General features: G+C 63.7%; 27 protein-coding genes. 14 read left to right on the forward strand and 13 right to left on the reverse strand.

Annotated features, from left to right (window positions below):
- The first annotated feature begins 1 nt into the window (after nt 1).
- Nucleotides 2–874: a methyltransferase domain-containing protein gene (locus NKJ28_RS02570; protein WP_352453067.1), complete on the forward strand. Its 873-nt coding sequence runs from the start codon at nt 2–4 to the stop codon at nt 872–874.
- Between the two features lie 50 nt (nt 875–924).
- Here NKJ28_RS02570 and NKJ28_RS02575 read toward each other — a convergent pair whose 3' ends face one another.
- The 5 genes from NKJ28_RS02575 to argJ all read right to left on the reverse strand — a co-directional run bounded on the left by NKJ28_RS02575 (nt 925) and on the right by argJ (nt 4,103).
- Nucleotides 925–1,104 (reverse strand): Flp family type IVb pilin, encoded by a 180-nt coding sequence (locus tag NKJ28_RS02575; protein ID WP_352456654.1) that lies wholly within the window; start codon nt 1,102–1,104, stop codon nt 925–927.
- Nucleotides 1,105–1,230: 126 nt separating this feature from the next.
- Complete coding sequence (locus NKJ28_RS02580) at nt 1,231–1,536, reverse strand: hypothetical protein (protein WP_023677980.1); 306 nt, start codon at nt 1,534–1,536, stop codon at nt 1,231–1,233.
- A gap of 127 nt (nt 1,537–1,663) precedes the next feature.
- A complete protein-coding gene (locus NKJ28_RS02585) occupies nt 1,664–2,086 on the reverse strand; it encodes a (deoxy)nucleoside triphosphate pyrophosphohydrolase (protein ID WP_023677979.1) in 423 nt (140 codons plus the stop codon).
- Nucleotides 2,083–2,862: a GNAT family N-acetyltransferase gene (locus tag NKJ28_RS02590; protein ID WP_352570524.1), complete on the reverse strand. Its 780-nt coding sequence runs from the start codon at nt 2,860–2,862 to the stop codon at nt 2,083–2,085. Before NKJ28_RS02590 ends, NKJ28_RS02585 begins: the two co-directional genes overlap by 4 nt.
- Entirely contained in the window at nt 2,862–4,103 is a 1,242-nt protein-coding gene (argJ, locus tag NKJ28_RS02595; RefSeq protein WP_352570526.1) for a bifunctional glutamate N-acetyltransferase/amino-acid acetyltransferase ArgJ, read from the reverse strand. The genes NKJ28_RS02590 and argJ overlap by 1 nt, the downstream gene beginning before the upstream one ends.
- A gap of 180 nt (nt 4,104–4,283) precedes the next feature.
- On the opposite strand from argJ, the gene NKJ28_RS02600 reads away from it, so the two are divergent.
- The gene (locus NKJ28_RS02600; protein WP_352570527.1) at nt 4,284–5,510 is read left to right on the forward strand and encodes a caspase family protein; all 1,227 of its coding nucleotides are present in this window, start codon (nt 4,284–4,286) and stop codon (nt 5,508–5,510) included.
- Between the two features lie 3 nt (nt 5,511–5,513).
- Here NKJ28_RS02600 and NKJ28_RS02605 read toward each other — a convergent pair whose 3' ends face one another.
- Complete coding sequence (locus tag NKJ28_RS02605; protein ID WP_352633876.1) at nt 5,514–5,750, reverse strand: putative antibiotic biosynthesis monooxygenase; 237 nt, start codon at nt 5,748–5,750, stop codon at nt 5,514–5,516.
- 109 nt (nt 5,751–5,859) lie between these two features.
- Between NKJ28_RS02605 and NKJ28_RS02610 the strand changes: the two genes are divergently transcribed.
- Entirely contained in the window at nt 5,860–6,516 is a 657-nt protein-coding gene (locus NKJ28_RS02610) for a TetR/AcrR family transcriptional regulator (protein WP_352634312.1), read from the forward strand.
- 43 nt (nt 6,517–6,559) lie between these two features.
- Here NKJ28_RS02610 and NKJ28_RS02615 read toward each other — a convergent pair whose 3' ends face one another.
- Nucleotides 6,560–7,477 (reverse strand): peptidylprolyl isomerase, encoded by a 918-nt coding sequence (locus NKJ28_RS02615; protein ID WP_352456658.1) that lies wholly within the window; start codon nt 7,475–7,477, stop codon nt 6,560–6,562.
- Nucleotides 7,478–7,729: 252 nt separating this feature from the next.
- Here NKJ28_RS02615 and secA point away from each other — a divergent pair, with 252 nt between their 5' ends.
- Nucleotides 7,730–10,462, forward strand: a complete 2,733-nt coding sequence (gene secA / locus NKJ28_RS02620; protein WP_352633878.1) for a preprotein translocase subunit SecA — start codon at nt 7,730–7,732, stop codon at nt 10,460–10,462.
- Between the two features lie 162 nt (nt 10,463–10,624).
- On the opposite strand, the gene NKJ28_RS02625 is transcribed toward secA, so the two are convergent.
- Nucleotides 10,625–13,279: an ATP-binding protein gene (locus tag NKJ28_RS02625; protein ID WP_352633880.1), complete on the reverse strand. Its 2,655-nt coding sequence runs from the start codon at nt 13,277–13,279 to the stop codon at nt 10,625–10,627.
- Nucleotides 13,280–13,421: 142 nt separating this feature from the next.
- Between NKJ28_RS02625 and NKJ28_RS02630 the strand changes: the two genes are divergently transcribed.
- The 3 genes from NKJ28_RS02630 (at nt 13,422) to NKJ28_RS02640 (ending at nt 14,646) form a co-directional block, all read left to right on the forward strand.
- Nucleotides 13,422–13,694: a DUF4242 domain-containing protein gene (locus tag NKJ28_RS02630; protein WP_023677971.1), complete on the forward strand. Its 273-nt coding sequence runs from the start codon at nt 13,422–13,424 to the stop codon at nt 13,692–13,694.
- Nucleotides 13,695–13,761: 67 nt separating this feature from the next.
- Nucleotides 13,762–13,983 carry a hypothetical protein gene (locus tag NKJ28_RS02635; RefSeq protein ID WP_352471339.1) on the forward strand — a complete coding sequence of 74 codons (222 nt, stop codon included), beginning with the start codon at nt 13,762–13,764 and terminating at the stop codon, nt 13,981–13,983.
- 162 nt (nt 13,984–14,145) lie between these two features.
- On the forward strand, nt 14,146–14,646 hold the full coding sequence (locus NKJ28_RS02640; RefSeq protein ID WP_352633882.1) for a hypothetical protein: 501 nt from the start codon (nt 14,146–14,148) through the stop codon (nt 14,644–14,646).
- A gap of 150 nt (nt 14,647–14,796) precedes the next feature.
- Here NKJ28_RS02640 and NKJ28_RS02645 read toward each other — a convergent pair whose 3' ends face one another.
- Together NKJ28_RS02645 and NKJ28_RS02650 are read right to left on the reverse strand one after the other, a co-directional pair.
- Nucleotides 14,797–14,925 carry a hypothetical protein gene (locus NKJ28_RS02645; RefSeq protein ID WP_352633884.1) on the reverse strand — a complete coding sequence of 43 codons (129 nt, stop codon included), beginning with the start codon at nt 14,923–14,925 and terminating at the stop codon, nt 14,797–14,799.
- A 219-nt stretch (nt 14,926–15,144) separates the two neighbouring features.
- Nucleotides 15,145–15,342 carry a hypothetical protein gene (locus NKJ28_RS02650; RefSeq protein WP_023721050.1) on the reverse strand — a complete coding sequence of 66 codons (198 nt, stop codon included), beginning with the start codon at nt 15,340–15,342 and terminating at the stop codon, nt 15,145–15,147.
- Nucleotides 15,343–15,601: 259 nt separating this feature from the next.
- Here NKJ28_RS02650 and NKJ28_RS02655 point away from each other — a divergent pair, with 259 nt between their 5' ends.
- From NKJ28_RS02655 to NKJ28_RS02675, 5 genes are all read left to right on the forward strand, one after another.
- Complete coding sequence (locus NKJ28_RS02655; protein WP_352633886.1) at nt 15,602–17,002, forward strand: lipopolysaccharide biosynthesis protein; 1,401 nt, start codon at nt 15,602–15,604, stop codon at nt 17,000–17,002.
- Complete coding sequence (locus NKJ28_RS02660; protein ID WP_352633888.1) at nt 17,002–18,282, forward strand: GNAT family N-acetyltransferase; 1,281 nt, start codon at nt 17,002–17,004, stop codon at nt 18,280–18,282. Before NKJ28_RS02655 ends, NKJ28_RS02660 begins: the two co-directional genes overlap by 1 nt.
- 213 nt (nt 18,283–18,495) lie before the next feature.
- Complete coding sequence (locus NKJ28_RS02665; protein WP_502896889.1) at nt 18,496–19,101, forward strand: hypothetical protein; 606 nt, start codon at nt 18,496–18,498, stop codon at nt 19,099–19,101.
- Nucleotides 19,102–19,309: 208 nt separating this feature from the next.
- Nucleotides 19,310–19,786: a hypothetical protein gene (locus NKJ28_RS02670; RefSeq protein ID WP_352621674.1), complete on the forward strand. Its 477-nt coding sequence runs from the start codon at nt 19,310–19,312 to the stop codon at nt 19,784–19,786.
- Nucleotides 19,787–19,968: 182 nt separating this feature from the next.
- The gene (locus tag NKJ28_RS02675) at nt 19,969–20,175 is read left to right on the forward strand and encodes a sugar phosphorylase (RefSeq protein WP_352577184.1); all 207 of its coding nucleotides are present in this window, start codon (nt 19,969–19,971) and stop codon (nt 20,173–20,175) included.
- Nucleotides 20,176–20,267: 92 nt separating this feature from the next.
- On the opposite strand, the gene NKJ28_RS02680 is transcribed toward NKJ28_RS02675, so the two are convergent.
- Both NKJ28_RS02680 and NKJ28_RS02685 read right to left on the reverse strand, forming a co-directional pair.
- Nucleotides 20,268–21,005 carry an SDR family NAD(P)-dependent oxidoreductase gene (locus NKJ28_RS02680; RefSeq protein ID WP_352577186.1) on the reverse strand — a complete coding sequence of 246 codons (738 nt, stop codon included), beginning with the start codon at nt 21,003–21,005 and terminating at the stop codon, nt 20,268–20,270.
- A gap of 149 nt (nt 21,006–21,154) precedes the next feature.
- The gene (locus tag NKJ28_RS02685; protein ID WP_352633891.1) at nt 21,155–21,973 is read right to left on the reverse strand and encodes an antibiotic biosynthesis monooxygenase; all 819 of its coding nucleotides are present in this window, start codon (nt 21,971–21,973) and stop codon (nt 21,155–21,157) included.
- Nucleotides 21,974–22,123: 150 nt separating this feature from the next.
- Here NKJ28_RS02685 and NKJ28_RS02690 point away from each other — a divergent pair, with 150 nt between their 5' ends.
- Nucleotides 22,124–22,555 (forward strand): winged helix-turn-helix transcriptional regulator, encoded by a 432-nt coding sequence (locus NKJ28_RS02690; RefSeq protein ID WP_352456668.1) that lies wholly within the window; start codon nt 22,124–22,126, stop codon nt 22,553–22,555.
- A gap of 608 nt (nt 22,556–23,163) precedes the next feature.
- Nucleotides 23,164–24,588, forward strand: a complete 1,425-nt coding sequence (locus tag NKJ28_RS02695) for a tyrosine-type recombinase/integrase (RefSeq protein WP_352633893.1) — start codon at nt 23,164–23,166, stop codon at nt 24,586–24,588.
- Between the two features lie 372 nt (nt 24,589–24,960).
- Here the strand turns inward: NKJ28_RS02695 and NKJ28_RS02700 are convergent, their stop codons facing one another.
- Nucleotides 24,961–25,674 (reverse strand): HoxN/HupN/NixA family nickel/cobalt transporter, encoded by a 714-nt coding sequence (locus tag NKJ28_RS02700; RefSeq protein ID WP_352634314.1) that lies wholly within the window; start codon nt 25,672–25,674, stop codon nt 24,961–24,963.
- Nucleotides 25,675–25,693: the final 19 nt, after the last annotated feature.

Here is a 25,693-nt window from a genome sequence, read left to right on the forward strand (position 1 = left end):
ATTGCAGCCTGTAATTGACACCTCGCTCTGGCTGGCGCGCAAGCGCCGGGCACTGACCCGTCCCATCGCCGGCGCGGATTTCCTCATGCGGCGGGCGGCCGAGGATCTTGCCGACCGGCTCGGCGCCGTCGAACGCAGGTTCGGCAAGGCGGCCTCATTGTTTTGCCAGACGCCGGCAGCAGCAGAGGTGCTCGCCGAAAGCGGCAAGGTGACGGAAAACGTGCGCGTCGAGGCCGACGCCGCTTTCCTGGGTGGCCAGCCAGGACTGTTGGCGCCGTTGGAAACCGTGCCATTCGAGCCGGAAAGCCTCGACCTCGCAGTCTCGCTGCTGTCGCTGCAGGCGATGAACGACATTCCCGGCATGCTGGTGCAGGTCCGCCGGGCGCTGAAGCCGGACGGGCTTTTCCTCGGCGCCTTCGCCGGCACAGGCACGCTCTCCGAACTGCGCGAAAGCCTGCTTGCCGCCGAGACCGAGCTCTATGGCGGCGCCAGCCCGCGTGTGATCCCGTTCACCGACGTCCGCGACGCCGGCGCGCTGCTGCAGCGCGCCGGCCTGGCACTGCCGGTTGCCGACGTCGAGACGATCACGGTGCGCTACGATTCGCTATTTGGCCTGGTCGCCGACCTGCGCGCCATGGGCGAGACCAGCGCGCTTGTCGACCGCAGCAGGCGGCCGGGCACGCGAGCGCTGTTCGCGCGCGCCGCCGAAATCTATGCGGAGCGGTTTTCGGATGCCGATGGCCGCGTCAGGGCGAGTTTCTCGGTGGTCTGGATGTCAGGCTGGGCGCCCGATGCCTCTCAGCAAAAGCCGCTGAAGCCGGGCTCCGCAAAAATATCGCTGAAGACAATCCTGGAAAACCCCGGCGGCCCCTGAGCGTATCCTTGCGCAAAAGCTAAGCGTATCCCACGCAAAAGCTAAGCGGGTCACTGTGCAAAAGCGTTGGCAAGCTTGCTGCTGTTGTCGCTGAACAACCACTGGATGGCGCCGGCAGCCTGGCCAATACCAGCGACAATGGCAAGCGACAGCACGGCGACGATCAAACCATATTCGATAGCCGTCGCACCCCTCTCGTCGTCTAAAAATCGTTGCAGCAAGATTTTCATGGGCGCCCATCCCTCTTGCCCGAACCTAGCGCCGACCCGTTAAGAAAGGTTAATGCGACAGGCTTAACGCGCGGTGAACCTGCTGCATTCTAGGAAACAGCCGAATCCTAGAGATCTGTTGAGGAGTCAGCAGTCGCCGCTGCTTCTGCCATCGGCCCGTATAACGCAGACCGAACTGGGCAGCGGCTGCAGCACGCTCTTGCGTAGCGTATAGCTATCGCGCTGGCCGATCGAGCCGGTGCTCATCGTATCAAGCCCGTCGCGGGCAAACTGCGAGCGGGTCCGGCTGTCGAGGTAGGGCGTCGCGATCAAGGCCAGAGCCACCGCGGCCGAGCCGAACAAGAGGGCGATGCGCAATATTCCCATGCCGGCATTGGCGGCGCCAGGAAGGCGGTCGGGCCAAGGCGAGTCCCAGTCCTTTTCAAGGCTCATGCAAATCGCTCCCCAGCGGTGGAATCGGCGTAACCGCCTAGCGTCAATTTTTCACGGTCAGATAAATCTTTCATTAACGCTGCTGCCAGCGCGTTGCGGCGCTGCCCGATTTACGGCAGGTCGGCCGTTACAGCAGATCGATGAGGAACTGGATCAGCGGGGCATCGGCCGGCGGCATTGGAAAATCGCGCATCTGGCGCGGCCGCACCCATTTCAGCACCTGGCCTTCCTTCGGCTGGGCAATGCCGCGGAATCGACGGCAGACGAACAGCGGCATCAGCAGGTGAAAATCATCGTAGGAATGGCTGGCGAAGGTGAGTGGCGCCAGGCAAGGGATGTCGGTTTCGATGCCGATCTCCTCGTACAATTCGCGGATCAGGCATTGTTCCGGCGTCTCACCGGGCTCGACCTTGCCGCCCGGAAACTCCCACAGGCCGGCGAGTTGCTTGCCTTCGGGCCGCTGCGCCAAAAGCACGCGCCCGTCGGCATCGACCAGCGCGCAGGCCGCGACCAGGAGCAGGCGTTTGCCGATCGTATCCAAGCCGCTCATGCGCCGGGTGGCCGGCGATAGCGATAGCGATAGACTTCGTCGAATCCGAGCGAACGGTAGAGCGCCAGCGCCGGCGCGTTGTCAGCCTCGACCTGCAGCCAGGCTTCCCGCGCCCCGCGCAGCCGCGCCCATTTCAGCGCCGACCGGATGAGATGGCGGCCATGGCCCTGGTTGCGCACCGACCTGTCGGTGGCAATCTCGAACAGGCCGGCAAGGTCGCCGTCATGCACGCAGATCAACGTTGCCAGCGGTTCGCTGCCGGCCTCCAGCGCAAACAGCCCGGCCTCCGGCTGGATGGCGCCGATGATCTCCGACAGGCCCGGCCGCAGCGACACATCCGAGCCGCTCACCTTGAGCGCCGCGCCGATGAAACGGCTGATGTCCTTCAACGGAATCTGGTCCATGGCGTCGTCGAGCGTGGCGTCCGCCAGCGGCAGCCGCATGACCAGCGACTCCGCGAATATGCTCCAGCCCTCGCCGTCGAGGTACTTCGAAAGATCCGGCCCCGACAGCGGCGAGATGCGAAAGGTCAGCGGCCTGCCATAGGCGTCGAACCGACGGCTGGCGCGACCGATGCGCTCGGCAATGTGCTGGATGTCGCCCGGATCGAGCGGATTGACCGAATTCAGCCGCTTGGCCGGATGGCCGGCCGTCAGCCGCACCACCCAGGTGCCGTCATAATGGACGGCGGCCGCCGGCCAGGCGCGAAATCCGGCCGCCTCATAGCGGCGCACGATCGCCAACACGCTTGCCGGATGTCTGGAAGCCAACGCCATCAGCTCCGATAATCGCCGTTTATGGCGACATATTCCTTGGTGAGATCGCAGGTCCACACCGTCGCCTTGCCGCGGCCGATGCCGATATCGGCGCGGATGCGGATCTCGTCGCGCTTCATATACGCCGAAGTCGCCTCCTCGGAATAGGCGGCGTCGCGCTCGCCCTGATAGGCCAGGCGGTTGTCGCCGAACCAGATCGACAGAAGGTCGCGGTCGGCCGGTTCGCCGGCCTTGCCGACGGCCATGACGACGCGGCCCCAATTGGCGTCCTCGCCGGCGACTGCCGTCTTGACCAGCGGCGAATTGGCGATCGACAGCGCGATGCGCTTGGCCGAGCGGGCCGATTTGGCCCCGGTGACGGTGACCTCGACCTGCTTGCGGGCGCCCTCGCCGTCGCGCACCACCTGCAGTGCCAGCGATTTCAGCACCTTGCCGAGGGCACGGCGGAAGGCGCCGAGGCGCGCATCCTTGGGGTCGGAAATTGCCGGCGCGCCGCGCCTGGCGGCAGCACCCGTGGCGAACATCAGCAGCGTGTCGCTGGTCGAGGTGTCACTATCGACGGTAACCGCGTTGAAGGTCTTGGCCGTACCGCGCGACAGGAGGTCCTGCAGCACGGGTGCTGCGATCGGCGCATCGGTGGCGATGAAGGAAAGCATCGTCGCCATGTCGGGCGCGATCATCCCGGCGCCCTTGGCGATACCGTTGATGGTGACGTCGGCATCGCCGAGCTTGACCGTCGCGGTCGCCAGTTTGGGATAGGTGTCGGTGGTCATGATCGCCTTGGCGGCTTCGGTCCACAATTCCGGCTTGCCGTCCTTGACCAGACCGGCCAGCAGATGGCTGAACTTGCCGGCGTCGAGCGGTTCGCCGATCACGCCGGTCGAGGCCAGGAACACCTCGCCCGCTGTGCAGTCGGCCGCCTTCGCCGCCACCTCGCCCGTGAGTGCGGTCGAGGCGCGGCCCTTCTGGCCGGTAAAGGCATTGGCGTTGCCGGAATTGACGACCAGCACGCGGGCCTTGCCCGCCGTGAGGTTCTGCCGGCAGAAGTCGACCGGCGCCGACGGGCATTTCGACCTGGTGAACACGCCGGCGACCGTGGTGCCGGCGTCGAACACCATGGCCAGCAGGTCGGTACGGTTCTTGTATTTTATGCCGGCCTCGGCGGTGGCGATGCGCACGCCCTCGATGGCCGGCATCTTGGCATATTTCTTCGGCGCGAGTGGCGAAACCTGTGTGGACATGGAAGACCCCGGGCGGGAAAAATCGCGAAAGGAACGCCGGTTTGCCCGATAGCACGCGCCGGCGCAAGGCGTATTCACAGCCGTTACGGGTGCCGGACGCCTGACACCTGCCGCGGCAGCAAGCAGGCTGTTGCAAATTTGTTGGTGTCGCTGCGACCGATAGCGCTATGATCCTGCCCCATGGGCAGGCTTGTGGTCTTGGCACTGGCGTTTCTGGGCTTTCTGCTGCTGCGCGCCGATGCGCAGACGGCGCGGCGCGTGGCGCTTGTGGTCGGCAACGGCAGCTACGCCGAAGCCGGCACGCTGGCCAATCCCGTCAACGATGCGCTCGACATCGCCGACAAGCTGCGCGCCATCGGTTTCGAGGTGATCGAAGGCAACGATCTCGGCAAGCGCGAGCTCGAACGCAAGATCGGCGAATTCTCCGATGCGCTGCAAGGTGCCGGTGCCGGGCTGTTCTACTATGCCGGCCACGGCCTGCAGGTCGACGGGCGCAACTTCATCGTGCCGGTCGACGCCAGGCTGGACATGCCGGTCAAGCTGCAGCTCGAGGCGGTGCCGATCGACGAGGTTCTCGACATCATGGAGCAGCAGACCAAGGTCAGCCTGGTCTTCCTCGATGCCTGCCGCAACAACCCGTTTGCCCGAAGTCTCAGCCGCAGCGCCACGACGCGCTCGGCGACGGCTCTCGCCGGCCTTGCCCAGTTCGAGTCGACGCGCGGCTCGTTCATCGCCTTCTCGACGGCACCCGGCGCCGTGGCAATGGACGGGACGGGACGCAACTCGCCCTTTGCGGCGGCACTTTTGCGGCATATGGCCGAGCCCGGACAAAGCATCAACGACATGATGATCGCAGTGCGCCGCGACGTCGTTTCCGCAACGCGCGAGGCGCAGCGTCCCTGGGAGCAGGGGTCGCTGCTCGAGCGTTTCGAATTCGTTCCGGGCGCAGACATTGCCCAGCAACCGAAACCGGCTGTCAGCCCGGCTCCCGCGTCGCAGGTGGCTGCGCTCGAACGCTCCGTCGGCGACGAGGGTGCCATCGAAAAATTCTTGCGCGAAAACTATCTGGCGCCTGATGTCAGGAGAATGCGCGAAACCGTCAAGCGGCTTTACGGTTCGTCGGCCACCATCTACGGCACGCGCTACGACAGCGAGGCGATCGTCAAGGTCAAGACCGACTGGTTCGCGCAATGGGCATCGTGGTCGTTCGGTCTCGAGCCCGGCAGCCTTGAGGTGACGCCGCACGGCAAGGACCGTGCCGACGTGGTTTTCGCCATGCGCTACGACTATGTGCCGAAGGACAAATCGGCGCAGCGCCTGACCGGCAAGGCGCGGGTGACGCTGGAACTCGTGCTGGCCGACGGCGAGTGGCGCGTTGCGTCGGAAACGTCGCAAGCGCTGGAATGAACATCAGCGGACCGCTGGGTTGATGAACCCGCGAAACGCCCGCTGCACGCCCGGAATCAGCCCCCAGATCATGATCGAGACCATCAGCGGCGCGATGACCAGCGTACGCTGCCAGATTTGCCATTCCTGCGTCAGCGGAAAAACCACGTACAAAATGGCTGTGATCAGCGGATAGACGCCGAGCAGCACCAGCAGGGCGAAGCGCAGGCGCGAAAAGCGGGTCACGGCGATCGAGTTCATCAAACTCTCCTTATCGTTACGGAACGTTCCGTTACATATAAAACGGATCGTTCCGTTTCGTCAAGAGTTGTATATGATGGCTGGCGAAATCGCGGGTAAGGAAGAAGAGATGGGCGAAATCACCGATCCCGGGCGCAAGTCGGCTGGCGCACGGCGCAGCCCGGAAAGCGCCGATGCCATTCTCGATGCCGCCGAGGCGGTACTTGTCGAAGCTGGCTATTCCGGCTTCTCGATCGAGGCGGTGGCGCGCCGCGCACGCGCCGGAAAACCGACGATCTATCGCTGGTGGCCAAGCAAGGCCGCCTTGCTGCTCGACGTTTATCAACGGCAAAAGCGCGTCGATAATCCCGACACCGGGAAGTTGGAGGAGGATCTCGTCGGCTTCCTGAAGAGCTTGTTCGCGCACTGGCGCGACACGTCGTCGGGCAGCGTGTTCAGATCGCTGATTGCCGAGGCGCAGTCGGACGAAAAAGCCGCCGCCGCCCTCGCCGAATACGCAAGAGGGCGTCGCATCCACACCGGCCAGATGGTCGAACGCGCCAAGGCAAGGAGAGAGATAGCTGCCGACGTCGATGCCACTGTCGTCGCCGACCTGATCGCCTCGTTCGCCTGGACGCATCTTCTGACGAACCGCCTGGACGAGGACGAAGCGACGCTGCGCAGGGCGGTCGGCTATGTCTTGAAAGGCATAGTCGCTGACGATGCCGGCGACGCCACGCCGGTCCGGCGGCGGCGTCGACGCATCATCGCTCGCGCCCCCAAATAGAAGCGACAGGGCGGCAGCGCGCCCTGTCATAGCCCAATCTGGCCTATTTGGCGCTTTCCAGCGCGTCGACCGTCTTCTTCAGGTTCGCATCGGGGATGTCGACCTTGGCGTTGGCGCGCAGCGACTTGACCAGCGCGAAATACTTGTCGCGGATGACCGCCTGGCGCGCCTGGTCCTTGACCTGGTCGAACGCCGGCGGCTGCTTGGTGCGCTTGTCCTCGACCTTGATGACATGCCAGCCGAACTGTGACTGCACCGGCTGGTCGGTATATTTGCCGACCGCCAGCGCAAACACCGCCTTGTCGAATTCCGGCACCATCTGGCCAGGTCCGAACCAGCCGAGATCGCCGCCGCTGGTCTTGCCGCTCGGATCGCTGGTGTGCTCGTTGGCAAGCTTCTGGAAGTCGGCGCCGCCGTCGAGCTGCTTGATGATGGCGTCTGCCTCTTCCTTCGTCTTCACGAGGATGTGACGGGCGTGCACCTCATTGGTGGGCGGCGTGTTGGCGATTTCCTGGTCGTAGCGGGCGCGGACCTCGGCATCGGTAACCTTGTCGACGACGCCCTTCTCGACCATTTCGCCATGCAGCGCGCGCTGCTGCAGGAAGGCCATGCGGCGCTGGAAGTCGGGATCCTTGTCGAGGCCGGTGGTCACCGCCTGAGCCGCCATCACGCGGATTTCGATCGCCGCCGACAGCGCCGCGGCGCGGCGCTGCTCGGGCGGAAGCTGCGCGAACTGCTGTGACAGCTCGCCCTCGGCAAGCCCAAGGTCTGCCTCGGTCAGCGTCTGGCCGTTGATGGTGGCGACCACGGCGTTCGGATCGACCGGCTTGGCCGCCGGAGCGGGTGCTGCCGGCTGGGCAGGGGCGGCCTCCTGTGCCATCAGCGGCGACAGCGAGAGGGCCGATAGCCCGAATGCCAGACCAAGGCTGGCGAGCGACGCGCGGCGGAACAATACTGACATTACGATTATCTCCAAAGCGGGGTAGCTAGAGCGGAATGGCTTCCAGACCAGCAAGATTGTGGCGGAATTTGGCGCGGTCGACAGGGCGAGCGCGGCGTTGACATCGAATGAGCCCCCTCTTATCTGTCCAACGACTTTGCGTCCAGAACCGTTTTCCGGGCGCTTTTTGCGTTTGTCCGCGTTCACGTGGAGTTGATGGGGCCAGCCGGCGCCTGTCGCAGTGACTTGGAATGCTATCGAAAGGGCCATTGGATGGTCAGTCTCGGCGGTCTCGCCCGTAAGGTTTTCGGCTCCTCCAACGATCGTCGGGTCAAATCGACCCGGCCGCGCGTCGAGGCGATCAATGCCATGGAAAACGAGATGCGGGCGCTTTCCGACGCCGAGCTTCAGGCCCGCACCGACAAATTCCGCCAGGACATCGCCAACGGCGCCAGCCTCGACGACCTCCTGGTGCCGGCCTTCGCCACCGTGCGTGAGGCCGCCCGCCGCGTGCTCGGCATGCGGCCGTTCGACGTGCAGCTGATCGGCGGCATGGTGCTGCACAATGGCGGCATCGCCGAGATGCGCACCGGCGAAGGCAAGACGCTGGTGGCGACGCTGCCGGTCTACCTCAACGCGCTCGCCGGCAATGGCGTCCATGTCGTCACCGTCAATGACTATCTGGCCACGCGCGACTCCGAATGGATGGGCCGCGTCTACAAATTCCTCGGCCTTAAGGTCGGCGTCATCGTCCACGGCCTGTCCGACGAGGAGCGCCGCGTCGCCTACGCCGCCGATGTCACCTACGCCACCAACAACGAGCTCGGCTTCGACTATCTGCGCGACAACATGAAATACGAGCGCGCCCAGATGGTGCAGCGCGGTCACAGCTACGCCATCGTCGACGAGGTCGATTCCATCCTGGTCGACGAAGCGCGCACGCCGCTGATCATTTCCGGTCCGCTCGAGGACCGTTCGGAAATGTACAACACCATCGACACCTTCATCATCCAGCTGCAGCCGCAGGACTACGAGATCGACGAGAAGCAGAAGACCTCGATCTTCACCGAGGAAGGCACCGAGAAGCTGGAGAACATGCTGCGCGATGCCGGCCTGCTCAAGGGCGAGTCGCTCTACGACGTCGAGAACGTCGCCATCGTCCACCACGTCAACAACGCGCTGAAGGCGCACCGGCTGTTCCAGCGGGACAAGGACTATATCGTGCGCAACGGCGAGATCGTCATCATCGACGAGTTCACCGGCCGCATGATGCCCGGCCGCCGCTATTCGGAGGGCCTGCACCAGGCGCTCGAAGCCAAGGAGCATGTGGCGATCCAGCCGGAGAACCAGACGCTCGCCTCAGTCACCTTCCAGAACTATTTCCGCCTCTACAAGAAGCTCGCCGGCATGACCGGCACGGCGCTGACCGAGGCCGAGGAATTCGCCAACATCTACAATCTCGACGTCACCGAGATCCCGACCAACCTGCCGGTCATCCGCATTGACGAAGACGACGAGGTCTACCGGACGGTCGAGGAGAAATACAAGGCGATCGTCAAGGAGATCAAGGAAGCCCGCGCCAAGGACCAGCCGACGCTGGTCGGCACGACTTCCATCGAGAAGTCCGAGCAGCTGGCCGAGCGCCTGCGCAAGGAAGGTTTCAAGGATTTCGAGGTGCTGAACGCCCGCCACCACGAGCGCGAGGCGGCGATCGTCGCCCAGGCCGGCAAGCCCGGCGCCATCACCATCGCCACCAACATGGCCGGCCGCGGCACCGACATCCAGCTCGGCGGCAATGCCGACATGCGCATTGCCGAGGAGCTTGGCGACATGCCGGCCGGCCCCGAGCGCGAGGCCAGGGAAAAGGAAATCCGCGACGACATCGCCCGGCTGAAGGAAAAGGCGCTCGCCGCCGGCGGCCTCTACGTGCTGGCCACCGAACGCCATGAATCGCGCCGCATCGACAACCAGTTGCGCGGCCGCTCGGGCCGCCAGGGCGATCCCGGCCGGTCGAAATTCTTCCTGTCGCTGCAGGACGACCTGATGCGCATCTTCGGTTCCGAGCGCATGGACGGCATGCTGCAGAAGCTCGGCCTCAAGGAAGACGAGGCGATCATCCATCCGTGGATCAACAAGGCGCTGGAAAAGGCGCAGAAGAAGGTCGAGGCGCGCAACTTCGACATCCGCAAGAACCTGTTGAAATATGACGACGTCTCCAACGACCAGCGCAAGGTGGTGTTCGAGCAGCGCATCGAGCTGATGGACGGCGAGGGCCTGTCCGAGACCATCACAGAGATGCGCGAAGGCGTCATCGAGGAGATCGTCGCCAAGAACATTCCCGAAAACGCCTATGCCGAGCAGTGGAACGTCGCCGGCCTCAAGGCCGAGATCGCCGAATTCCTCAATCTCGATCTGCCGGTCGAGGACTGGGTCAAGGAAGAAGGCATCGCCGAGGACGACATCCGCGAGCGCGTCAGCCAGGCCGCCGACGCCGCCGCCAAGGAGCGCGCCGAGCGTTTCGGCCCCGACGTGATGACCTATGTCGAACGTTCCGTGGTGCTGCAGACGCTCGACCATCTGTGGCGCGAGCACATCGTCAATCTCGACCATCTGCGCTCGGTCGTCGGCTTCCGCGGCTATGCCCAGCGCGATCCGCTGCAGGAGTACAAGGGCGAGGCGTTCGAGCTGTTCCAGGCGATGCTGGGCAATCTGCGCCAGGCCGTCACCGCGCAATTGATGCGCGTCGAGCTGGTCCGCCAGGCGGCCGATGCGCCGCCGCCCGAAGCCCCCGACATGTTCGGCAGCCATATCGACGGCTTCACCGGCGAGGACGATTTCGAAGGCGGCGAGACGGCCGTCCTGGTCCGCCAGGAGACCAACGCCATCGTCGCCCCCGAAGACCGTGACCCGAAGAACCCGGCGACCTGGGGCAAGGTCGGCCGCAACGAGGCTTGCCCCTGTGGTTCGGGCAAGAAATACAAGCATTGCCATGGGGCGTTTGCGTAAGCGCCACCTTCCTTCTCCCCGTTCACGGGGAGAAGGTGCCCGAAGGGCGGGTGAGGGGCAGCGCTAGCGTTCGCGATTAGCCAATCTCCCCACCTGAGGGGGAGATGGCCGGCAGGCCAGAGGGGGGCGCGAAGGGTCGCCGGCCTTTGATTTATTCGCTTCTCAAATCAGCCCTGAATCGCGTGCCGCGGCCGTCGCCTCACCCCGCGAAACCGCTTCCAGCTTGCCCAGAACCGCCGAGACGTGGTGATCGACCGTCTTCGGCGAAATTGTCAGCTGCTCGGCAATCCGCTTGTTGGAGAACCCGCGCTCGATCAGTTGCAGCACCTCCATCTGGCGCTGGGTCAGGCCGGCACGATTGGCACGCGTCGTTTGGCGCGGCCCCCTTGCAATACGGTTGACCCCGTTGCGCCGCATGGTGTCGCGCAGGTGAACGGCGACGGGCCTGGCGCCGAGGCTCTCAAAAATCTCCAGTGCCGAGCGCTGTGCGGTCTCGTCGCCCTCTGCCAACGCCAGCCCGCGTTCGTAGGGCGCGTTCATCTCGGCCCATAGTTCTGCCGCCGCCTGCCAGTCGCCGGCGAGCAACAGCCGGTAGGGCGCAGCCATGCCGATGGTGTCGCCGGGATCGAAGTCCGGCGCCAGCTTCTGCCGCCACATCGCCAACTCGCCGAAGACCGCCCGTGTCGTCGACAGGCTCTCGGCCAGCGCGATCAGGCCGAACGCCTCCTCCCGGTCGCCCTGGCCAAGCCATGCCCGCTCGGCCATCAGTGCCGCATAGGGCGCCAGCCGCTGCAATTCCGATCCCTTTTCGAGGAACCGCGCCATTTCGGCAAGCAGCGGCTCGGCGGAAGGATCGCCGCGCCGCACGCGCAGCTTTGCCATCGCCACCACGGCGGGATGGCGGACCAGCATCGTCGCCTGCTCGTTGGCGATCACCTCGAGTGCCTCGGCGGCAGCCTCTTCCCATTGCCCCTGGCGCAGCAGCAGCTGCGCCAGCACGCCGCGCATATAGTCGCGCCAGGTGACGAGGTCGTTTTCGACGCAATAGTTGATGCCGCGATCGAGGAACGACCGCGCGTCAGCGAAGCCGAGCTGGTTCATCTCGCTGCAGGCGCTGTTGGTGAAGGCGCGCGCCGCATGTTCCTGAAAATTCTGCTCCAGCGCGATCTCCAGGCTGCGGGCAAGGTGCAGCCGTCCGTTTGCCAGATCCAGCCACTGCTCGGCGCTGCCGACATTGTTGAGGGCGTGGCAGACGATGTCGGGCCGGTTCAGTTGTTCGGCGAGCGCAATCGCCTTGTTGCCGAGCCGCAGCGTGTCGTCGAGCCTTTCGGCCAGCATCGCCAGTTGCGAGAGGTTGGAATAGGCCATGGCGAGTTCCGGCCCGGCCGGCGCGGTCTCCAGCAGCTGAACCGCCTGCTCGCCAAGGGCATCGGCAGCCATGCGGTCGCCAAGCAGGTAGGCAAAGCGCGACAGCCATCTGAGGCAATCCCCTTCCTTCGCCGTATTCCCCTGGGCCTGATGCAGCCGGCGCGCCTGGTCCTGCGCGGCGATGGCCTCGTCGATCTTGCCGATGAGGTGGCACTCGAAGGCATATTTCTCATAGAGCGCCGTGCGCTCCTCCACCGGCAGGCTGTCGGCCTGCCGCAACACGGCTTCATAGAAGCCGGCCGCATCGCGATGGGCGCCGACGCGGGAGGCCTCGCGCGCCGCAACCGGGGCCAGTTCGCGCACTGCCTGCAGATTGTGCGCCTCCACCGCGTGATGCACGAGGCGGCCGGTGGAGACCTCACTGTTTTCGAGCAGGGCAGCCAGCGCGCGCTGGTTGAACTGCCGCCTGTGGCTCGTCGTCAACATCGCCTCGATGGCGCGGCGGGCGATCTCGTGGCGGAACGCATAGCCATCGCCCAGATCCTCCAGCAAGCCGTTGGCGACGCATTCGGCAAGCTGGCCGGCACTGGCGACGCCGCACAGGCCTTGCAACGCCCAGGCGTCGGCCCGGCGTGGGAACACCGACACCGCGTCGAGCATCGAGCGGGCGCCGGCCGACAGGCGCTCGGCGCGCGCCAGAACCGCGTCGCGCACGCTTGCCGGCAGCGCCGTTTTTTCCTCGCATCCGCTGCACAACAGTTCGGTGACGAAAAAGGCGTTGCCCGCCGTCGCCCGGTAGATGGCATCGCCATCACGCCCCGCCGCCTCGGCCAGCGACAGCACCGCCGACTTGCTGAGCAGCGGCACGTCGATGCGCGCGACGCTGCCTGCCGGTATCTCGCCGAGCGCGCGGCGCACCCGCATCTGTCCCTCGCTGCGATCGGTGCGCGCCGTCAGCAGCAGCAAGAGATGCCTGCTGGCGATGCGCCGGCCGAGAAAGCGGACGAAATCGAGCGTCGCATCATCGGCCCAGTGCAAGTCCTCGATCACCAACAGGGTCGGCTGCGCCTTCGTCTCGAAGATTTCGAGTGCATCCGAAAACAGCGGCAGCCTCTGTCCTTGCCGATGATCGATCGCCTGCGGCAGCGCCCATTGCGCGTCCCGCGCCAGATCGTAAAGCGGCCCGAGCGGATCGGGTATCGACAGATCCTCGCAGGCGCTGCGGAATATGCGCGTGGCTTGCGCAGTCCGGTCGATGAAGGCCTCGACAAGCGCGGTCTTGCCGGCCCCGGCCTCGCCAGCAAGCACCGCGACGCAGCCACGGCCGCGCCCGGCATCGGCCAGCAGCCCGTCGAGTCGCTCCAGCTGTGCCTGCCGTTCCAGAAGCATCATTCGCTCACGCAGATCGAGTTCGCCGAACAGGCGGACTCGCGATGGACCCGCCAACATATCCCCCGTCCATAACGCTGCCAACATAGGGAATCGTCCCGCCAAAAATGGGGAAAGGCTCCGATGTGCGCTCTTGCCGGGCGTGATCAATGTCGAGCCGCGCTCAAACCGGGCGTGCCCCACTGGAGAAAGGAAGGCTTCCATGCCTCGCTATCTGATCGAACGCACATTCCCGGACGGCCTCAACGTGCCGATGAACGAAGCCGGCGCCGACGCGCTGGGCGGTGTCGTCATGCGCAATGCCGAAAAGGGCGTTACCTGGCTGCAGTCCTACGTGTCGCCGGACAAGAAGCGCAGCTTCTGCATCTACGACGCGCCCTCGCCCGAGGCGATCCGCAGCACCGCCCAGAAGAATTCGCTGCCTGTCGACAAGATCACGGAGGTGCGGGTTCTTGACCCCTACTTTTACCGTTGATGGCAGGCAAACCCCAAGTGGCGGACAAAAGGATGAGTATCAAACTGCCATTCGCGGCAATTGCGACATGCCTGATGGCATGCCGGTCGGCGAACCGGCGCCTGTCGTGGGAAACCCCGGCGGTTCCCTGCTTGGCCGTCTATGGCGGATCGCGGCGGCGCTGCCTTCGCGTCTGCTGGGCAGGCGGCGCCGGCTGCCCCCGCAAGACGATTATCTGAGGCAGGACATCGGACTGCCCGACCGCGAGCAGCGGCGCGAATACTGGGAATATTATTGGTGGGACCATTAGGCCGCCGCGCCGTTTGGACGGGCTGAAACAAGCCGTGCAACCGGCCGCATCACTGCGGCCGACATGAAAACAGGACGAGCGACCTGTTTCGCAAAATTCCAACGGACGCCGCAGCGTTGAGCAGACCCGCTCGGTGCGCGTCCTCAAACAACCGGAGAGAACATGAACATCAATCTTTGCACCGGGCGCCTTGCCGCCCTGGCCATCCTGTCGATCGCCGCCACCGCGGCCCAGGCAAAGGACGGCAATCCGCTGGCCGACATGGTACGCGCGGCCAACAGCCGCTTCGAGAATGTGGCGGCGGCAACCGCCGAGGGCTATGCGCCGATTCCCTGCGCCAGCGGCATCACCGGCGGCGCCATGGGCATCCACTACGTCAATCCGGGCTACCTCAAGGATGACGCTGTCGATGTCGCCAAGCCTGAAGCGGTGATGTATGAGCCGGCGGCCGACGGGACGCTAAAACTGATCGCGGTCGAATACATCACCTCGAAAGGCCCGGCCTCGCTCGATGGGCATCTGTTCAACTTCAACAGCGCGCCCAATCGCTATGGCCTCGGTCCGTTCTACGAGCTGCATGTCTGGGCCTGGAAGGGCAACCCGACCGGCGCGTTCGCGGATATGAACCCGAACGTGTCGTGCGATGCGATGAAGGGTATGTAGCCTCTTCCTTCTCCTCGTCACTATACGGGGAGAAGGTGCCCGAAGGGCGGATGAGGGGCAGCGCTAGCGTTCGCGATTAGCCAATCTCCCCACCCGAGGGGGAGATGGCCGGCAGGCCAGAGGGGGGCGCTGTCCCGCCGGCGTCAGTGCTTAAGCCGCCTTCAGCCGCTCCATTTCGGCTTCGAACGCGAACTTCAGCTGCGCAGCTTCTTCCTCCGGCAGCCAAGGCACCATCTGTGGCACGATCTTGCAGTAGAGCCGGGTGCTGTCCTGATCCAAGGCAGCCTTCCGCCGCCTTGCGCGCGATCTCAGCGCGACGCTCTGGCGTCATATTCTCGGCCCGCTTCTTTCCGCTCTGCGCCAAGGGCCTTGGCAGTGGGGTCCTTGCCGTCGTCAATCACATCGTCAGCTTCCTCGCCTGTCGCAATGCGCAGGACGCGGACGGCGTTGCCGATCACGTCGGCGGGGCGCTTCTGGCCTTAGGTCCGGTGGGCACTCCTAGTTCTCCGCATGGCTAAAAACGACAGCGCCGTTGTCCTTACGAACTTCAACGGACACGATTCCATCGTCACCCTTTCGGGTTTGGAACATGGAGGTTGCATGATCTTTCGCGGTCTTCTCGTCGTCGAAGATCACCTTGTCGACGATGCCCTGTCTTCCATACCAGATGACAGTGTAGACCATTGTTGCTGCCATGCTTTCCGCTAAGCATATAGGCGTTTTCGCATATGGGGCAAACGGGATAGGCGCTTCCGCGTATTTCAAACTGAGACACTACCGAGCGGGGTAAAGGGTTGCGCGAATGATGAATATGAGCAGCGCGCCGCCCCTCATCCGCCTGCCGGCACCTTCTCCCCGTATAGAGACGGGGCGAAGGAAAGCTCACCCAACCGTTTCTTAATGTGTCTCCGCTACACCCAACCCCTGTAAATTGGCGGAAAACGGAGAGTATTGGGTGCGCTTTTCCGCGGCGACGACAGCCGGGCGGTTCCTGCCGCAGCGCGTTGCGCTGCGCATAAGGCCGCTGCTTGGCCTGATCGATGCCGTCCTGTTCAGCGCCGGCGCGCGCGGCGAGGCCGGCCGCATGTCGCTGATCGCCTTTTCGGTCCGCATCGTCAGCGCCGTCATCGCCTTCGTCAGCCAGGTTTTGATGGCGCGCTGGATGGGGTCGTTCGAATACGGCATTTTCGTGCTCGTGTGGGTGACGATGGTCATCGTCGGCAATCTCGCCTGCCTCGGCTTCCACACCTCGATCATCCGCTTCATTCCCGAATATCGCGAGCGCGGCATGCTAGCCGAATTGCGCGGCATCGTGCGGGCCAGCCGGCTGTTCGTGCTGATTGCCTCGACGGTGATCGCCGGCCTCGGCGCGCTCGGCGTCTGGCTACTGTCGCCCTTTATCGAGAACTATTATGTCGTGCCGTTCATCCTCGGCATCATCTGCCTGCCGATGATCGCCATGTCCGACCTGCTGCAAGGGCTGGCGCGGGCCAATTCCTGGGCGCTGTTTGCGCTGTCGCCGACATTCCTGGTGCGGCCGCTGCTGATCCTGGCGTTCATGGCGCTGATGCTGCTGGCGGGCTATGCGCCGGACGCCAAGACCGCGATCTTCGCCGCGATCGCCGCCACCTACGCCACCACGCTCGGCCAGCTTATCGGCGTGACGTCGCGCATCGACAAAAGGATTCCGGCCGGGCCGATGAAATTGCATTTCGGCCAATGGTTCATCGTCTCGCTGCCGATCTTCCTGGTCGAGAGCTTCTTCTTCCTGCTCACCAATGCCGACGTGCTGATGGTCGGCGCCTATCTCGATCCCAACGACGTCGCCGTCTATTTCGCCACCGTCAAGACGCTGGCGCTGGTGCATTTCGTCTATTTCGCGGTCAAGGCCGGCGTCGCCCAGCGCTATGCGCAGTTCACCCATGGCGAGCCGCAAAAGCTCGCCGCCTTCGCCCGCGAAACCGTGTCGTGGACCTTCTGGCCGTCGCTGGCGATGGTGCTGCTGGTGCTGGCCCTGGGCGAGCCGATGCTGACCCTGTTCGGCCCGGAATTTTCCGCCGGCTATCCGCTGCTGTTCCTGCTGGTGTTCGGCGTCGTCGCGCGGGCCGCCGTCGGCCCTTGCGAAAGCCTGCTCACCATGAGCGGCAACCAGAACATCTGTGCCGCCGTCTATGCCATGACGCTGGCCTTCAACATCGCGCTTAGCGTCGTGCTGATCCCGCTCTTCGGTCTGTGGGGCGCGGCGATGGCCACCGTCTTCGCCATGATCTTCGAGGCCGGCGCGCTGTCCTTTACGGTCTGGCGCAAGCTCGGCATCGCCATGGTCATTTTCGTGCCCGCCAAAGGAGCCGCCTGATGGCTGCCGTCCCCTTGCTCGAGGAAACCAGCGGCGGCCCGGCCGGCGCCATGGTGTCCGGCCTTGCCGGGCTTGCCCGCGAAGCCGATCCCGCCCATGTCGAGATCCTCGCCAACAACCGGCCCGAGCGCAAGCTTGCCATCTATCCGGCCTCCGCCGGCTTCGACCTGGTCGAGGAGCTCGACTATCTCTGTACCCGCACGATCGAGTCCAACGTCTTCTTCAATCCGCGCTTCCTGGCGCCGGCCATGCCCAGGCTCGAGGACCGCGAGGTGCGGCTGGCCGTCATCCGGGACGGTGACCAGTATCGCAACCGGCTGCGCCTGCTGGTGCCGTTCTCGGTCGAGCGGCCGATGGTGCCGCTCGGCGTTCCCGTCATGCGCACCTGGTCGAGCCCGTTCGGCCCGATCGGCACGCCGCTGGTCGATCGCGACGATCCGATCGGCGTCATCGAGGATTTCTTCGCGATGCTGTCCAGGCCGCATCTCAAGCTGCCGAAGGTCTTCGTGCTGCCCGACATAAGGCTGGATGGCCCGGTGGCGAGCCTGCTCGCCAGCGTCGCCGAAACGCGCGGCCTGACGCTGGTCACCACCGGCAAGGCCGAGCGCCCGGTGCTCGAAAGCGCGCTCGACGGCGAGGAATATCTGAAGGCTTCGCTGCGCGCCCACCATTATCGCGAGTTCCGCCGCCTAAAGCGCCGCCTCGCCGACCTCGGCCGGCTGCAGCATGTCGTGGCGCGCGGGCCTGACGAGATCCGCCACGCCATCGAAAATTTCCTGACGCTGGAGGCTGCCGGCTGGAAAGGCCGCGAGCGCACCGCCATGGCCATCGACCGCTACCGCGCCGCCTTCGCCCGCGAAGCGGTGCACCGGCTGGCCGAGCAGGATCTCTGCCGCATCCATTCGCTGACGCTCGACGGCCGCACCGTCGCCTGCCTGATCGTCTTCGTCGAGGCCGGCGTCGCCTACACCTGGAAGACCGCCTATGACGAGACGCTCGCCGCCTATTCGCCGGGCACGCTGCTGATGATCGAGGTGACCAGGCAGCATCTCGACGACCCCAACATCATGATGACCGATTCCTGCGCGGTGCCCGACCATCCGGTGATGAGCCGGCTGTGGAGCGAACGCAAGCCGATGGGCACGCTGGTGATCGGGCTGACGCCGGACGCCGACCGCCCCGCCCGCCAGGCGGCGTCGCAGCTTCACCTCTACCGCGAAACCCGCAACATGGCGCGTCTGCTGCGCAACCGGATGAGGAGCCTGCTGCGCCGGCGCTAGTGCTTGGGGTCCAAAGTGGGCCCGACCGTCCGTCTCCGCACCGTCGGCCCGCTCGGGCCTAGGTCGTCAGGGTTAATTCTCCCGATCAGCGGAAAGGATTAGCATCGACGCAGTCCCAACCGGGATGAGGCGATCGATTACGGCCGCGCGTCCAGCATCACTGCCGCCTCGGTCCTGCACGGCCAGAAGAAAAAAATCTGGGAGGAATGCATGATGAAAACAACTCACCTCAGGCGTGTCGGTATCCTCACCTTGGCAGGTCTCGTTGGCGCGTGTCTGAACGCCGCCACTCCTCGGGCGGCCGAACCCGACAAAGCCGAGATCGATGCCCTGCGTAAATCGCTGTCCAGGTATGAAGACTACAAGGTTGCCATTCGCGAGCTTTATCTATCGACGGTAGGATGCGTCTTCTACAGCGGCGAAAAGGTAGAGGGGGCGATGGACTACCCGAAGGGCGCGATGGGCATCCATTTCGTCAACGTCACGACTGTCGGCCCGACCGCGGATCCGACGCGCCCCAATGTGCTGATCTATGAGCCGGTCGGCGGCGAATTGCGCCTGGTCGGCGCGGAATGGCTCGTGCCCTTGACGCCGGACACAAAGGAGCCGCCGAAGCTCTTCGGCCAGACATTCCAGGGGCCGATGGAGGGGCATTATCCGCTCATCCCGAAGGAGTTCCACCACTACGACCTTCACGCCTGGCTGTTCAAGGACAACCCGCTCGGAATGTTCAGCCCGACGAACCCGGACGTGAAATGCGACAACTATCCGTTTCCGATGCCTGAGCAGCCGACCAAGATGGTGCCGGGGCCAATGTAATAGCGGCTCAGGGTACGATCCGTAGCTTGCGAGGAAAGGCAGCCGGACTTCAAAGGCGTTATCCGGGAGGACGCTCCTGGGATAACGTCCAACCAAAAGTCCGTGCCCGGAACTTCGGACTCGTTTTGCCGTTTTGGCAATCACACGACACTGCCGCGAATTCACAAAGGCGTTCCAAGGAGCCGACCGCGAAACGACGGAGGACCAAGTGAAAAGTCTGATCCAGACAGGATTGTCCGCAGCCGTTTCGGGTACGATCGTCAGCTTCGCCACGACAGCTGCGCTGGCCCTGCTTGCCAGGCGGGAAGGCAAAGGCGCCCTGCAGCCCACGAATGCGACCAGCCACTGGCTCTACGGCGAACAGGCCGCGTCGGTGCGGCGCGGTGACGTGGCGCACACGCTCGTCGGCTATGGCACGCATCACGCTTCCTCCATCTTCTGGGCATTCCTTTTCGAACTATGGCTCGCCTCGAGGCCGCCGCGTCCGTCGCTTCTGATATTTCGCGATGCGTTGGCGGCAGCGGCCATTGCCGCGGCAACAGATTATGGCTTCGTGCCGAAGCGGTTGACGCCAGGTTGGGAGACGGTGCTGCCGAAGCGATCTATCGCGGCGACTTTTGCGGTGATGGCGGTCGGTCTAGCGATGGGCGGCATGATCAACAAGGAATTGCGCCGGCAGCATTAGGGACAGGGATTTGAGACAGATGCTTCGCACGGCGCGTTCACATCATCGCGACGGGCGGATCGCCGTGTTCGTCCCATTCTGCGGCATCTCCACCTCATCGGGAACCTTTCTCAAGGGACATGGTTCCGAATGTGCGGCGAAAGCGTGCTGCTCATTCCTGCTATCGCCAAGGAGATTCGACCATGAAGCTTCGCGAGTTGTTGGATCAAATAAAGGACCTGCCGCCGGACACCTTGGTCTGTGCCGCCGAAATCGATGAAGCCTTTGCAGTCAACGTTGTTGGCGTTGAAGCTGTCGAGAGCGCCAGAATCCAAAGCCGCAAACCGGATGGCACCGAAGCTGTCGAACTCGCCAACGGGACCGACAAAGTCATCGTGATCCGCTGGTGAAAACCGGGGAAGTTGCGTTCAACAGCATGATGTTCCGCTCCACTGTGGGGCGCTGAATTGCAAATGCTGGCAGCGCATCGATGGCCAGTCGCCTATGGCTCGCCGGGCATGGCTTGGACGAAAGCCGCCATCTGGCGTTCGAGCGCTTTGAACGCGCTTCCGCGCCAGCTCTCGGCCATGGATGCCGATTTTGGATCAGGGAAGATTTCCTCTTCCCCTCGCGCCATGCCGTCCAGGATGCCTTTCGCGACGCTCTCCGCGGAGCTCTTCGGTATATCGGCGTCTCTGCTCATGTCGGTGTCTATGGGACCGGACAGGACTGCATGAACGCTCACGCCACGAGCGCCGGCGAGAGCACGCAGCGATTGCGTCATGGAAAACGCGGCGGCCTTCGACAGTGAGTAAGACGGAATAATCGGGAAGGGAACGAGAGCCGCTTCCGACAGGATGTTGACCACGGCGCCGCGCGAATGCGTGAGCAGCGGCAGGAATGCGTGGGTTACGCCATGCACGCCGAGCAGGTTGACGGCGAGGTGTCGCTCGAGCGCAGCACGATCGCCAAGATCGTCGTAGAGCCCGATGCCGGCGTTGTTGATGAGGATATCGAGAGACCCGATCCGCTCGACAGCCGCCCCAATCTGCACCGCATCGGTCACGTCCAGGATCAGCGGCGTGACGCGCCGATCCGCGTGGGCGAGCGGTTTGCGCGCGCCGGCATAGACGCGCTTGGCACCCCGCCTCAATATTTCCTCGACCAGCGCCTTGCCGAGGCCGCGATTGGCCCCGGTCACGAGAACGGCTTTGTTTGTGACTTCCATCGATTTCGGCACGGCGATCTCTCCTCCTCTTGCATGAATGCAAGCCATTCGTTCTTGCATCATGCAAGTAGGTTATGGTTTTCTGTTCCCACGCTTGGACGCCGTCTCCCCCGTTGCATTGCTCCAGGGCAGCCGGCGCGGTGACCAGGCGAACCTTGCAATTAGGACCCGACTTCCAACGTCGTGTAGGAGATCGGCGAAGGCCGCTCCAGGAAGGCGCCGCTTATGGCCGAAACGAAATTCTTCGCGTCCGCCGAGCGTAGAAAAGCGTCGCGCTCCTGCTTCGATGCCCAGCGCTCGACGCAGATGGTAACGTTGGGCTCTGCCTCCGAGCGAAAGACGCTATAGTCGATGCACCCGCTTTGCTTGCGGGCCGCCCCCGCCACGTCCCGCAGGGCATTCCGCACCTTGCTTTCGATGCCGGGCTTCGCCGCTGCCGTCGTCATGACGATCATCCCGGCGCCATCGCCTGCCGCCTTGCGCTCGGCGGTGCGGGTATCCTCGCTTTGCGGCACGACCGTTGGGTTGGCGTTCTCTTCGCCCTTGTTGGGTTGCCCCTTGCCCGTCGAAATCAGGTCGCGGAGACTCGCGACATAGAAGCGCCAGGAGTCATGGCAGACATCGTAGCATTCTTCACTCGGCTTCAGCCCGACATGGGTGAAACGCAGCTCGGTCCCCTTTTCGGTCGGCGCGATCTCGAAGACCACGTCCGTGCCGGTCCACTCGGTCGCATCCTTGACGAAGTTGAAGTAGTTCTGGACGACGTGCCAGACGACCTTCTTGCCAGGCACAAGCTCCGTGACCTTGAATGTGCCGCGGTGGATATCCTTGAAATGATAGTAGAATATCGCACCGAGCTTATTGGTATCGCCATCTATATCTTCCGACCACCAGGCTCGCGGATTGACAACCGCGGCAAAAACCTCTTCGGGGCTTTGCTTAACGACGAATGACGTCGTGTAATCTTCTTCCTTTTTCATGACATATCTCCTGTCTGGATCTGATTGGTTGATGGACACCCGAAATCTCGGGCGATGAAGTGGAGCGACGCTCTCTCGATCTCTGTCGGTTGCATCATGCAAGCACAATGCATACTTGCATGATGCAAGTCAATAGGGTATGTTCACACCATGCTTGGTCGTCTCTATGAAAAACAAAACTGCTCGGCCTCACGGGCCCTGGAACTGGTCGGCGAGCGCTGGAGCCTGTTGATCCTGCGCGACGCGATATTCGGCGGCTGCACGCGCTTTTCGCAATTCCAGAAGAGCCTGGGGATCGCCACCAACATCCTGGCCAAGCGCCTCGAGGATTTCGTCGAGGCCGGCCTGATGGACCGTCGCCCGGGTGCCGCCGGCGAGCAGGCCGACTACGTCCTGACCCGGAAGGGGCTGGAATTCAAAACGGTCATTATCGCGCTGACCGAGTGGGGCGACAAATGGGTGCGGCCCGGACCCATCGTCTACTGCGACCAATCCGACGGCAAGCCCGTCGAGGTGCAATTGCGTCGCGCCGGCAATGGCAAGCGGGCCGACTTCGCCGACGTCGTGGCGGCCCTGCGCTAGGCACGGCGGCGGGTCCGGCCCGCAGCACGATCCAAGACGAAGCTGTTTCGCATTGTGCCATAATGTTACCGCATATCTCACCTCCCGAGGTTGCATCTGTGGGCCGGGTCTGGTGGGTAGTTCGCGGGAGGAAACATGTCCGTCGGGCAGCGATCGACTTTGCGGCAACGTCTTTTTGCGGGACCGCGGCACGCCTGATCGCGTGCGGTGAGGAACGCCAGATTTGCGCTTGGGGCTGGTCCGCGCACCGTTCAGCGGAAGCTCGAGCAGCTCGCGGCAGCAGGCAAGGTGCAATCATTCGGCCACGGTCGGGCGCGTCGCTGGACGATCCCATCCACGCCATTAGGTTCAATAAGAAGTGGGTGGGAATTTAAAAAGTGGTGCCCCTAGCCGGGATCGAACCAGCACTCCTTGCGGAACTCGATTTTGAGAGGCCGGATATGCCCTATCCTAACTTTATCCGGCGGTATCCAATTGTACGATAACCGATTGTAGACACTAGCTTTTTCGGCTCATCCAATCATCGATACCTAACCGGACATACGCCACGGTTTGATTTCGGGCTGCACCCATTCTGCACCTGAGATCGACTTTAATGGAGGTTAGGAATGCCCAAAATCAAGCTCACCAAGACGATCGTCGATGCTGCAACGGCCGATCAGGAGCCCTACGAACTTCGCGACACCGTCATACCGGGGTTCTTGCTGAAGGTCACCCCGACCGGGCGCAAGATATTCATGGTGGCCTACGTCGCCGCCAACGGCCAGCGGCGAAAGCCCGCCATCGGCCGCTTCGGCGAAATCACTGTAGAGCAGGCTCGAACGATTGCCCAGAACTGGCTCGCCGACGTCCGCAAGGGCAAGGACCCGAGCGCCGAACGCTCCGCCGCGCGAAAGGCACCGACGGTCAAGGAACTCTTCGGTCGCTTTATCGACGACTACTCGGAAAACCGAAACAAGCCCTCGACTGTCAAATCCAACCGGGGGTACGGGAAGCTCTACATCGTCCCACACCTCGGCCAGATAAAGGTGCCCGACGTTACGCGGGCCGACATCGCGACCCTCATGAAGAAAATGTCGAGGACCCCGACAAATGCGAACCGCGTCCTCGCAGTCGTCCGAAAGATGTTCAACATGGCCGAGGTCTGGGGAATGCGGCCCGACGGGTCGAACCCATGCCGACATGTTCCTAAATTCCCGGAACGGGGAAAGACAAGGCTGATCACCGATACGGAACTGAAGCTCCTCTACGCCTACCTCGACAAGGCCGAAGCCGAGGGCCTGGAGCATCCCTTCATCCTCCTCGCAGTCCGGCTCCAATTCGAGTTCGCCGCGCGCATGTCGGAGATCCGGCAGCTCGAATGGGCTTGGGTCGATCTCGACAACCGGCGCATCGAATGGCCCGATAGCAAGACCGGCGTTATGTCCAAGCCGATGAGCGCGGAGGCGGCCCGGCTGTTCGGGACGGCCCCGCGCTTCGAGGCCTCGCCCTTCGTCTGCCCATCAATCTTTGATCCAAACCTCCCGATGTCGAAGCACACTTACTATCACGGCTGGAAGCGCATCCTTGAGCGGGCCGGCCTGCCGCACATCGGCACGCACGGCATCCGACACCGCTCGGCAACCGACATCGCCAACTCCGGCGTGCCGGTGAAGGTCGGCATGGCGCTCACCGCGCATAAGACCGTCACCATGTTCATGCGCTACGTCCACACCGAGGATGACCCAATAAGGGCGGCCGCCGAGGCCGTGGCGCAGAGGCGTCTGACCCTGATCGGCGGCGCGCCGGCAGTCCCAGCCCCAACGCTCATCCCCGAGCCAATCGTCGCGCCTCCCACCATCGCCCCCGAGCCCGCTGAATCGCTGACCCAGGCGGCAGATCAAAAGCCACTTGGTCTTGTCGACGGCAAATACTCCTCACGTACAAAGCTCGGAAATTACAGGCCGTTCCGCCACCGTAGCGGCCAGAACCGGGCAGTGCCTCCGGGAACTAGGCGCGCAGACGGTGAGCAGGATTCCTCCGGTTTCGAATAAGCCAACGCAGCAACGCTGGCCGGCGCCGGACACCTCTGTCGCGCGCAATTCGTGGATGACGCGGAGTCGATCCGGTTCGTCGATACCGAAGCGGCGGCTCGCTATCTCGTTTGGAGGCCCACACTCTGGAATGCTTACGATCGCTGAGCGGTGGCCCGTCCTTCCATAAGTTCGGCAAATATGTCCGCTTCGCGGTCGACGACCTCGACGCCTGAGCATCCAGTTGCCGGCGGGTGACGACCTCCTCCCCGCGGCGCCGCGCATCCCCAGCACAGCGTTGACACTCTGCGCCACCCACGGAGGACAGAAATCGCTACAGCGGAGTCCGACAGGGTGCAGCGGTCCTGCACCGACAGTCGTGTCCTCGTCAAATCAGCGAAGCAAGATTTCATGGATCGCGAGGGCGATCAGGGCAGCGCCAGCCAAGCCCTCGATAGAGCGCGTGATCGCTTCGAACAGACGCGACCTGCCTTCGACAAACCAGACCAGGCGTTCGCGCAGTAGGATCGAGAGAATTGCGACGGCTGACAGCGTGATCGCCACGCCAATCATCATCGTGCCGGCGAACAGGATACCGGCCGCCGGCACGCCGCGCGCGATCGCAAACGTCATGACGAACAGCGTGAGTGGACAAGGAATCAGTCCAGCCATGACTCCGACGGCTTCGCCTTCGTGCTTGTGATGATGCCCATGGCTGAGTGCCCGCCACAGCATCCATAGGCCGATCAACCCAAGCAGTCCGCGGCTGATGTCTTCCAGCAGAGGAGCGCGGCCAACACTCCCCAGGGCGATTGAGACAAGCGGCAAGGAAAGGACCGCAATCAGAACCGCTGTTGTCACATGGGTGATCGATAGGGTTGTCGATACGAGGAGGCCTCGAGAAACTTTTGCATCCGATCCGGCAAGATAAGTCGCCAGCACGGCTTTGCTATGGCCAGGCGTCAGCGCGTGCGCCGCACCGAACAGAATGCCCATGGGCAGAAAGGCCGTGAAGGCCAGCCAATCGCCGCCGGCCGAAAGCAGTTTGATCTGCTCGGCAAGCGCCAGGTAGATCGTGCGCTGGAACTCGACCAGCATTTGGAACATGGCCATCGAACCGGCTCCG

The sequence above is a fragment of the Mesorhizobium sp. M0145 genome (assembly GCF_040322355.1).
GTDB lineage: Bacteria > Pseudomonadota > Alphaproteobacteria > Rhizobiales > Rhizobiaceae > Mesorhizobium.